Annotated in this window: 8 protein-coding genes and 4 pseudogenes; 6 read left to right on the forward strand and 6 right to left on the reverse strand. The window is 56.8% G+C overall.

What is annotated here, in order from left to right; all coding sequences use genetic code 11:
- Positions 1-31: 31 nt before the first annotated feature.
- Positions 32-334, forward strand: a complete 303-nt coding sequence (locus tag BMZ42_RS17955; protein ID WP_175556636.1) for a hypothetical protein — start codon at positions 32-34, stop codon at positions 332-334.
- Positions 335-566: 232 nt separating this feature from the next.
- On the opposite strand, the gene BMZ42_RS05095 is transcribed toward BMZ42_RS17955, so the two are convergent.
- Complete coding sequence (locus BMZ42_RS05095) at positions 567-2,975, reverse strand: putative bifunctional diguanylate cyclase/phosphodiesterase (protein ID WP_175556637.1); 2,409 nt, start codon at positions 2,973-2,975, stop codon at positions 567-569.
- A gap of 141 nt (positions 2,976-3,116) precedes the next feature.
- On the opposite strand from BMZ42_RS05095, the pseudogene BMZ42_RS17745 reads away from it, so the two are divergent.
- The 3 genes and pseudogenes from BMZ42_RS17745 to BMZ42_RS05110 all read left to right on the forward strand — a co-directional run.
- Positions 3,117-3,209, forward strand: a pseudogene (locus tag BMZ42_RS17745) (transposase domain-containing protein); the annotation flags it as partial.
- Positions 3,210-3,371: 162 nt separating this feature from the next.
- A pseudogene (gene istA / locus BMZ42_RS05105) lies at positions 3,372-4,802 on the forward strand (IS21 family transposase); the annotation flags it as partial.
- Between the two features lie 88 nt (positions 4,803-4,890).
- Complete coding sequence (locus BMZ42_RS05110; RefSeq protein WP_091519415.1) at positions 4,891-5,232, forward strand: hypothetical protein; 342 nt, start codon at positions 4,891-4,893, stop codon at positions 5,230-5,232.
- Between the two features lie 44 nt (positions 5,233-5,276).
- Here BMZ42_RS05110 and BMZ42_RS05115 read toward each other — a convergent pair whose 3' ends face one another.
- From BMZ42_RS05115 to BMZ42_RS05130, 4 genes and pseudogenes are all read right to left on the reverse strand, one after another.
- Positions 5,277-6,362 carry a GGDEF domain-containing protein gene (locus BMZ42_RS05115; protein WP_175556638.1) on the reverse strand — a complete coding sequence of 362 codons (1,086 nt, stop codon included), beginning with the start codon at positions 6,360-6,362 and terminating at the stop codon, positions 5,277-5,279.
- 47 nt (positions 6,363-6,409) lie between these two features.
- Positions 6,410-7,405, reverse strand: a complete 996-nt coding sequence (locus BMZ42_RS05120) for an amino acid ABC transporter substrate-binding protein (RefSeq protein ID WP_139207854.1) — start codon at positions 7,403-7,405, stop codon at positions 6,410-6,412.
- A 154-nt stretch (positions 7,406-7,559) separates the two neighbouring features.
- Positions 7,560-7,730, reverse strand: a pseudogene (locus BMZ42_RS05125) (transposase); the annotation flags it as partial.
- A pseudogene (locus tag BMZ42_RS05130) lies at positions 7,729-8,483 on the reverse strand (IS3 family transposase); the annotation flags it as partial. The pseudogenes BMZ42_RS05130 and BMZ42_RS05125, both read right to left, overlap by 2 nt.
- 105 nt (positions 8,484-8,588) lie before the next feature.
- On the opposite strand from BMZ42_RS05130, the gene BMZ42_RS05135 reads away from it, so the two are divergent.
- Positions 8,589-8,780 carry a hypothetical protein gene (locus BMZ42_RS05135; protein WP_091519423.1) on the forward strand — a complete coding sequence of 64 codons (192 nt, stop codon included), beginning with the start codon at positions 8,589-8,591 and terminating at the stop codon, positions 8,778-8,780.
- 331 nt (positions 8,781-9,111) lie between these two features.
- On the forward strand, positions 9,112-9,312 hold the full coding sequence (locus tag BMZ42_RS05140; protein ID WP_091519426.1) for a hypothetical protein: 201 nt from the start codon (positions 9,112-9,114) through the stop codon (positions 9,310-9,312).
- Between the two features lie 121 nt (positions 9,313-9,433).
- On the opposite strand, the gene BMZ42_RS05145 is transcribed toward BMZ42_RS05140, so the two are convergent.
- Positions 9,434-9,761, reverse strand: a 328-nt coding sequence (locus BMZ42_RS05145; protein ID WP_139207855.1) for an integrase core domain-containing protein, incomplete at its 5' end; no start/stop codon positions are given.

Raw genomic sequence — 9,761 nt, forward strand, 5'->3', positions numbered from 1 at the left:
AGCATAATGGGCACTGGGATATTTTCCGAACGTGTTGGAGCAAGTCGAAACGCACTTCAAGAACCGGCTGAATAGCCTATCGAAAGACCTGTTCCTTGAGCACGGCTGGCAACTGCCGGACGGCTACAAGGAAAATGGCTGGAAGAATCCGCTCAACTTCACCTTGGCCGAGTGGCAACAGGCCACCCCCGTTGCATCCCCCGAGCCGTGGCGGAACCTCAGCATCGAGCCTCATTCTGCCATCCAACCGTTGCGCCGGTTGACCACGCGCGGGAGACTTCGGCTCTCCCTGCACCCATCGAGCAAAGGGCGTTCCAGCCCTCTGGACACCTGACCAACCGTGCGCCGATTGGATGCCGCCAGCGCATCGGCGCTGAACCCGATCAGAGGGCTATCGCGCCGCCCTGAACCCACTCGCAGGGCCTGGAGATATGCCCTCTCCACCTGCACCGCACCATGCACAAGCGAACTGCCTGCTTGACCGGCAATCATGGGAGCGTTCCGAGCTGCCCGATATGCTAGGCTTCTCGGCCTGGGGTCGTTCGGCGATAGTCATGTCGAGCACATTAACCGGCCCCCTTTTCCGCCCGCTCCAACAGCGCTTCCAGTTCGTTTTTCGGCAGAGCGGGTGCGAAATAGTATCCTTGGACAAGGTCACAGCCCTGAGCCGCCAGGAAATCAAGTTGCTCCTTGGTTTCCACCCCTTCCGCCACCACTTTGAACGACATGCTCTTGGCCAGTCCGATTATGGCGGAGGTCAGGTTGCATTGTTTGGCATCGTGGGGGATGTCGGTAATGAAACTCCGGTCGATCTTGATATAGTCGCACGGCATGTCGCGCAGGTAGGCAAGAGATGAGTATCCCGTACCGAAATCGTCGATGGCGATGCTGACACCCATTTCCCTCAATTTGTGGAGCAAGGGCGTCACTTCTTCCTCACGCTCAATGTAGGAGGATTCGGTTATCTCGATTTCAAGCTGCCGGGCGGGGAAGCCCGTTCTTTCCAGTGTTCTGGGCAAGACGGATGCAAAGCGCCCGAATCTGAGCTGGCTTGCCGAAATGTTGACTGACACGGTGATGGGTGGATGCCCGTCTTGCAGCCATCGCCGCCCATCCTGACAAGCGCGTTCAAGAACATATTCGCCAAGGACTTCAATAAGGCCGGTCGCCTCCGCCACGGGTATGAAATCGCCCGGCGAGATGACGCCAAGTTCCGGATCAGTCCACCGGGCAAGCGCTTCCATGCCGCGCAATTTGCGGCTGACAGTATCGAATTGTGGCTGATAGTGAACGTCCAGCAAATTATCCGCCAACGCATTTTTCAGCTTGAGGCTCAGTTCCATTTTCTTCTGGGTCTCGCCACTCAAGCCGTGATGATAGACCCCGATAGAACCGCGCCGTTTGCGCTTTGCTGCATAGAGGGCGGTGTTCGCCTCTAAAAGGGCATCACCATTCTGCTCGATGTCCTGATAGCTCACGCCGATCGTTACGGTGGTGAATACCGCTAGACTGTCGTCAATGTGGATCGTCTGCTCAATCGCGCGCTGAATATCTTCTGTGATGCGTTCCACGAACTTGCGATCCCGTGACCGGACGACGAAGACAAATGCATCGGCGCCGATGTTGCAGAGCACATCGCCTTCTCCGAGATGCGTCGTTCGGAGTGTGTCAAGGCGCTCGCCTATGACTTGAAGGACGCGGTCCCCCGCGCCGTGGCCATAGCTGTCATTGATGTCGCGGAAACGATCGAGATCGACCGCAATGAATATATGCGGCGTTTCTTGAAGGCCGCTCAGGTGTTGGTCCAGAAAACGACGGTTGGGAAGCCCGGTCAGTTGGTCGTGTAGTACGAGGTATTCCAACCTTTCCTGCGTGTGTTTTTGCTTGCTTATGTCAGCGAGGGAAAAGACGTGGGTGTCGCGGGGGCCGCTTTCCCCTTCAACAGGGACGATGGAAAGAATGCCGACACTCTGCTGGTCTCGCCCAAACGTGACCTCGTTGCGCCACCGCGCCCCAAGCGTTTTCGGCAGGTTGAGGGGCTTGTTCGCGTACCAGAACGCATTGCTCACGTCCTTAGCCTCAGGGTCGATCCCAAGCATCTTCCGGAATGCCAAATTTGCCCTAAGCAGCGCACCGGACGCATCAACAATCGCAAGGCCTTCGGACGAGTTCCTGAACACGGCAGCTCCGCGCTGGACCTCCTCATCTTTTCTGGCCATCTCCCTGATGAGGGCGGCGCTACTGGAAGTCAGAAGACGCCAGCGGACTACGTCGCTCTCAAGATAATCGACGAATGCCTCTCGCTGCCAGAACATGAACAGACCGAGCGGTATGCTGAAGGCCGTCGCCATCAACACCTTGCCGGGAATGCCTCCGAAAACAATGGCCACGATTTCCGAACCGACGCCGAAGGCAATGAAGAAAAAGGCAAAGCCATCCAACACGAGGACAAGAATGAACGCGAGGATGTAGATCGCGCCATTGGCGAGCGGCGAGCTTATCTTCTTTTTGGCCGCCTCGAAAATGAACAGAAGGATCAGCAATTCAGCGATAATGAGAACGCCGCCTACAACAATCAGGTAGGTGGACGCCTCAAACATGTCCGGCGGAACATTGTGGGTATTGATAACGCCGTCCGCCCTCAAAAGGGCTTGAGTGAGAAAGGCAAAAACGATCTTGAAAATATTGACGAAAATCACAAGCCGGACGAGATGTCGCAAGATGAACGTGTCTCGCTCGACCCAGACAAACATCACAGACGCCATCATGAAGGCGCCGTAGCAGAGGTTGCCGCCCGAGATTACGGCACCATCGGCTATCGGCACCGAATAGACGTTCCCCATAAAGCCGCCGATGAGCAGGACGAGCGCTATATAGACATAGAAATGAACCCGCCGCATTGGCGCAGGTAGCGTGGTAAAATATAGCGGAAACAGCGAAAGCGCGATGAATTGCAATGTCAGCAAAGGAGCCATGTGGTCGATCCGGTTTTGTCGACCGGTAATCTCCCCCTTTTTAACGGGGTGCATTCGTAGAATTTACGCGGCCATTTTCAGTTTCTGTGCGGGTGTTATGCCGCCGATGCCCATGTTGGGGCGGTCATTGTTGTAAGTCCATATCTCACCAGCACGCTCACCGCCATCGTCAACGGCCACAAACAGAGCCGGATCGATGAACTGCTGCCCTGGAACTATCCCGACAAGGTGTGAGCGCAACACCGCTTACTTTTTGACCCACTTTTGGCCAATTAAACTGACCCCATAATGGCCAGTAGTTTTGACCCACCCCCGGTGGCTGCAAAGCCATGAAACGTGTAGCGTTCCCGCCATATAAAGAAGGGCAACGGGAGCGCGTCAGTGAAGGAGTGGGTAGTGATTCACAAGATCAAAGGGTTGTATGACCAGGGCAATGGACTGTCGATCCGTGCCATTAGCCAGGAACTGAGCATCTCGCGTAATACGGTACGTAAATATTTGCAGATGGAAGAAACGCAGATCAGTGCCTACCAGGACGACCGGTCTCGCCACAAGCGCCTGGATGCGCACCGGGATTTCCTGATCCATCAACTAAAGCGTTTCCCGAAGCTCAGTGCCGTCAAGCTGGCGCGTCGGCTACAGGAACGCCGTGGCGAGTTGGAGGTATCCTCGCGCAGCATCCGTCGCTATGTGCAGGCGTTAAAGGAGCAAGTAGCCACGGGCCAGTTGCGCTATTACGAGCCGGTGCTCCAGTCCGTGCCCGGCATTCAATGCCAGGTTGATCCGGGCGAACTGCGTGGTGTACTCATTGGAGGGCAGGAACGTACTGTGCACTTCGTGGTGTTCGTGCTGTCGTGCTCGCGCCTGATGTACGTTGGGGTCGCGTTCAAGCCGCTGGATACCGCGGCCTTCATTCAATTGCACGACGAGGCCTTGCGTTACTTCGGCGGCACGCCTGAAGAGTGTGTGTACGATCAGACCAAGCTGGTGGTGCTCAGCGAACAATATCGGGAACTGACCGTCAACCAGCGTTTCCATGAATTCGCGACCACGGCGGGCTTCCGGATTTACGCCTGCGAAGGCTACGATCCAGAGAGCAAAGGCAAGGTGGAAGCCGGCGTCAAATACGTCAAGCAGGACTGCCTGTACGGCGAGGAGTTTGCCAGCCAACAGGAGCTGCGCGAACACCTGCAGCAATGGCTCGAGACGGTGGCCAATGCGCGGGTGCATGGAACGACGGGGCGCGTGCCACGCAAACACTTCGAGCAAGAGGAACGCCAGCACTTGCGTCCGTACTTGTCGCCGGCCAGTGTGACCACCCGGGCGGCCACGGTCCAGACCCGGTGCGCCGACAAGGTCGGTCTCATCTCCTGGAAGTCGAACAAGTACTCCGTGCCCATGGCCTGGCAACAGGCCAACGTAGGCGTGGTAGAACACGACAATGATCTGACTGTCACTGACCTGGAAACGGGCGACACGATTGCCGTGCACAAGCTGTGTGCCGAGCGTGGCCGGATCGTTAAGAACAATCACCATTACCGGGATCACGCTCAGCGCATCGCCGACCTTGAGCAAGCCATCGCGGCCCTCATACAGCAGGAAACAGCCACCGCTTTATGCGCGGTGCTCAAACGCACATCGCCACGTATCTACAAGGATCAGCTCGTGGCGGTGCGCGCGCTGCTGCAAAATCATCAGCCCGTTGACGCCGTCTTGATGACCGGCCTATCGCAGCGCCACGAGCTGACGGCCAGCATGCTCAAGCGTTACTTGGAAGCGAATCGGCAGGCCAGGCAGCGTGGCCGCATCACGCCAGCACCGATACCTGGCCCAGGCGCAGGGCCCCCGCACCATCGTGTTGGTGACCGATGGCGAAGAAACCTGCGATGGCGACCCGGAAGCGGTGATCCGAGAATTGATCAGTGAAGGCTATGACGTCCGCCTGAACATCATCGGCTTCGCGCTGGACGATCCCATTCTGGAACAGATTTTCAGCGCCTGGGCCCAGCTTGGGGGTGGGGAATATTTCAGCGCGGCGGATAAGGCCGGCTTTGATCAGGCGGTGGGTCAGGCGCTGCAGGTGCATTACACCGTACTGGATGCGGTCGGCCAGGAAGTGGCGCAAGGACAGGTGGATGGCGAGCCAGTGGCCCTGCCCCCCGGCAATTATCGGGTCAGGGTGGGGCTGGTGCCTGAATTGATGTTGGAAGAAGCGCAGGTAGTGTCGGGACAGACGACCGCTGTAGAAATGGATTGACCACGCGCCAAACTAAGTCTTGCTAATCAAGTTAAGCCGCTGGCTCAACCTACCGGCGGCTTATTTTTTTCACGGTACATTTCAGCGTCAGCCTGAGCAAGTAAGGAAGCACTGGTGCAGTCGTCCTGCCCAAATCGTGCCAGGCCCAAGCTGTAAGAAATCTGTATGGGAGTCCCTTGCCAGTAGGCAGGTTCACGCAGAGCCTGCTCAATGCGTTCCAACAGTGCCTTGATGTCGTGGGTTTGCGGGTCGGTCGGGCTGTCACTGGTGACGATGACGAATTCGTCGCCCCCGAGCCTGGCCACGATGTCGGTGCTGCGCACACAGGCAAGCAGGCGTTGAGCTACCGTTCGCAGCACCTCGTCACCGGCGGCATGGCCCAGTGTGTCATTGACAGGCTTGAACTGGTCCAGATCCAGCAGCAGAACATGGCCTTGAGACCCTGCGCGTCTGACTTGCAGGATAACGCGGTTCAGGTGCTCTTCCAGCAGCAGCCGGTTTGCCAGACCGGTCAGTGGATCATGCCTGGCCTGCCGACGCAGATCCTGAAGCTGGGTGTTGTAAGTCTGGGTCACTTCAGTCAACTCTTCGGTCCAGCTTTCAGGGATGGGGTCCAGCGGTTGGTGCTCGCGCATGGCTTGGCGAAGTGTTGACAGCGGCTGCCCGATGGTGCGGTTGAACGTCCAGAGCGCGCTGGCCAGCACGGCGGCCAGCATTGATAGAAAGACCGCCAGCTGGGGCGCCAGACTCCGGGAGGCCGCCGTAAAGATCGAGATCGGACGGAAGGCAATACGCAGCTCACCCAGGGCGTGGGCGCGGTCCATTTCATCGATGTATTGCAACCGGGCAACCAAGGTATCTTTGTCGCCCGGTTGCGGTAGGGCGCCTGCCTGTATCGGTTGCTGCGCGCATTGATCAAGCGCGCTGACACCCAAGACGTCAGGCTGCAAAATCATGGCCTGGATAATGCCGCTGGCCGTCAGGCTGTTGCAGTCCCACAAGGGTTTGATCAGGACATGGGCGAAGGTGTCCAGGGTTTGTTTGCGGTGATTGACGGCGTCTGTGATCTGATCCTGATAATAAAGCCAGGCGGTGAGCGAGGCCGCAAGCAAGTAGGCCAGGGCCAGCAATGGGAAGAGCTGTCGCAGGAACCGAGTGTAAAGTTTCCGGGAGGACATCACGAGACTTTTTTCTTCAGCAGAAGATGTTGGTAACGCTGCGGAACGATGTCTGGAGTGTAGAAAGGGTTGTCCAGCTCAATGACGGTGCGGTTTTGCCAGGAATCGGCGGGCGGCAACTGGCGCGTCTGGTTCCAGACTGACTCGAATACACCGTTACTGCAGATGATGTCGAAGCCCCTTTGCAGGGCTTCATACAACTCATCCGCACTAGGATGGGGAGACACCCAGACAAAGCGATACCAGGGATAACGCAGCAACAGCGACTCCTCCAGACCGAGCTGTTGATGGTGTTGACGAAAATGAGGCAGGAAATAACTCAGCGATTCTTCCAGCCCCATAGGAAACAGGTCAATTACCCCAGCTTTCATCTGCTCTATAAATTCCCCGTTGCGCCATGCCTGGACTTCGCGGGTTGTGATCCCGGCTGCTCGATAGACTTCTGCATCCCACCAGCCTGTGCCTTGCCCGATCGTCAAAGTACGTAGGCCGTTCAGATCGCGGATATGAGCCAGGGCCTTTTCCTGGCCCTGCAGGATAAAAGAAGTGCGCCACCCCAGCAGGCCGCGTTCAAGCGGGACCGGGATCATTCTCAAACGTCCTTCCCGCACCATATCCAGTCTGGTGGGAGACGCTGGAAGCAGATTGATGTGAATACGTCCAGACGTTGTTTCGTGAAGATTGCGCGTTTCAGACGTGTGAGGCGCGTCGGTCAGAGACGCCGGAAACTGGGCAGCCTTCAAGGCTGCATGCAGCAAGGCGATGCAATGGGCCAATGACGGCTCGGTCTGCACGCTGAAAACAGGAGCGGCAGCAGCGAAAGACGTAGGCAGCCAGGCTCCGGCCATCAGGCCGAGCAAACTGCGGCGATAAGGCGAGAATGAAGTATTCATATTGAAGCAGGCGTGTTGAATCATTCCGGGTCGCTTGATGATAGGGCATGAGCGCCGGCCGGAAGCGGGAACTTTACGATCTTTGTCGTCTTGCAAGCTCACACGGTAATCCCCCCATATTTAGCAGTAAGCGGCAGTAGAATCGGTTAAATATTTACTGGCTAGCAGCCTGTCGGTCTTGATCAAGCCAAACAGGAAAAATTCGCTAAAAACAGGCTATTTTGGCTCAAAAAAGCCCTTTTCAGCCTGTTTCTCCCTACGTTAGACGCAATACGGCGGCCAGGCGCTTCACATTCCACGCCAGACAAACCAGCGTCCATTCTCCCGTCACCTTCTTCAAACCACGCAAGGAAAACTGACGAAAGCCCATCACCGATTTGATGATGCCAAAGACGGGTTCAACGGTTTGCTTGCGCAGCGCATACGATAACGCGTTCGGCAGGCAACGAGAAGTCAACTTCGATGCCAAGTCCCTCGCGGTTGAAATCATCCAGCACGTTGAGCAGCCGAAACGCACGGCCGTCACCGAGGCGATCAGCCATGAAGTCCATCGACCAGGTCACATTCGGTGCATCTGGAACGACCAGCGCATCGGGCCTGTCCCGTTTCAGCCGCCTGCGGGGCTTGATCCGCAGGTTCAACTCCAACTCGCAATAGATCCGGTAAACCCGCTTGTGGTTCCATGGATAACCCTTCACGTTGCGCAGATGCAGAAAACACAGGCCAAATCCCCAACTTCTGTGCGTGTCTGTCAGCTCTGTCAGCAGATCGGCGATCACTGCATTTTCGTCCTTCAGCTTAGGGCTGTAACGAAAGCAGGTCTGACTGACCCCAAACGCTCGACACGCCAGCGCAATGCTGACCCTGCGTCGCTCCACCGCTATTTCAGCCATCTCGCGGCGCTGAGATGGCCGAACTACTTTTTTCCTAGGGCCTCCTTGAGCAGATCGTTCTGCATGCTCAAATCGGCATACATCCGCTTCAGGCGACGGTTCTCGTCTTCCATGGCTTTCATCTGGCTGACCATGGACGCGTCCATGCCACCATACTTCGCCCGCCATTTGTAAAATGACGCATCGCTCATGCCATGTTCACGGCAAAGCTGCGCTACCGGCACACCGCCTTCGGCCTGGCGCAGGATCGCGATGATCTGTGCCTCGCTGTATCTGCTCTTCTTCATTCAAATTCTCCTCAGACATCTTGCCGAGAAAATTCTACTAATGAAGACCCTTAAATTCAGGGGGGATTACCGACCATCCGCGACATTGAAGGCGGACACTTTGACGTGTTGGCGGGCGTTCTGTTCGATGACGACTTCAACGTGATGAAAGCGGCGCTGATCCCCATCGCACTCGTGGTCGAAAAGTCCACCTTCATCGCCCATACGAACAGCAACAGGTTCATGTTGCGGGATGATGTCTGGAACGCCCCCGGCGTTCAAGACGTGACGGCGGCGATTGCGACGGCGATGCCATAGGCTGGAGCGTCAAGGAGCGGACGCGAGGGCAGACGATGCATGACGACAAGTGGAAATACCCCACGTTCTGCATGGCGCTGTTTCTGTTTCTTGCCGCTGGCGTGGTGGTCACCTACGTCCTGTTGTCTTGTTGCCCACTCGTCATCAAAGGAAACAGCAAGCGGAACGCAATACCAATCCGCTGCAAAATCAGGATTGCAGAAAAATGGTAAACGCTGAGTTACCGAGGTGACGTATCGCGTTTGATTTAAATCCACCTGTGGATAGTGATCACCCGTTTACGTGCATCAGTTCTGATAGGCGACGTGGTTTGCGCTGTACGGAGTTTTGCATGAGCGACTATCCCGCCGCCCGCCTTCATCTGGAGCGGGCATTTGACTATCTGTATGGGCAGGATGAAATCAGTAAGAACGCACGTGAAGCTCTGGACTTGCTGATTGAGGCTGTTGCCACTGCCGAGCACAAGCAGCGTGACGACAGGAAGGTGCTCCGCCATCCTAGGTTTCGGGGGTCACAAGACCTTCGTAGCTGAAACTGTGGCCACTCATCCGTTTCGGCCCGCCGCATGCCGCATTTCCAGCGGACGGGGTGTTTGAGGTGGTCCCGCCCTGTGAGACAGCTTGGCGGCTTTGCTAAGGTGGATCCGGTTGTTTCTACGCCGCCAATTGCTCCGTCATTTCTGCCGTAGCATAGACCTCATCGGGTGTCCTGCCGTCGAAGGCTGAGTGCAGCCTTCGACGGTTGTAATAGTCGATCCAGGAACCGATGCCGCTGCGCGCCTCGCTGCCGGTCTCGAAGGCATTGAGGAAGACGCATTCGTATTTGAGGCTGCGCCACAGCCGCTCGATGAAGACGTTGTCCATCCAGCGGCCGCGCCCGTCCATGGAGATGCGGATGCCGGCATCCTTCAGCGTCGTCGTGAAGGCGAAGCTGGTGAACTGGCTTCCCTGATCCGTGTTGAAGATGTCGGGCCTGCCATGG

The sequence above is a fragment of the Aquamicrobium aerolatum DSM 21857 genome, from assembly GCF_900113935.1.
In the GTDB taxonomy this organism is placed as follows: domain Bacteria; phylum Pseudomonadota; class Alphaproteobacteria; order Rhizobiales; family Rhizobiaceae; genus Aerobium; species Aerobium aerolatum.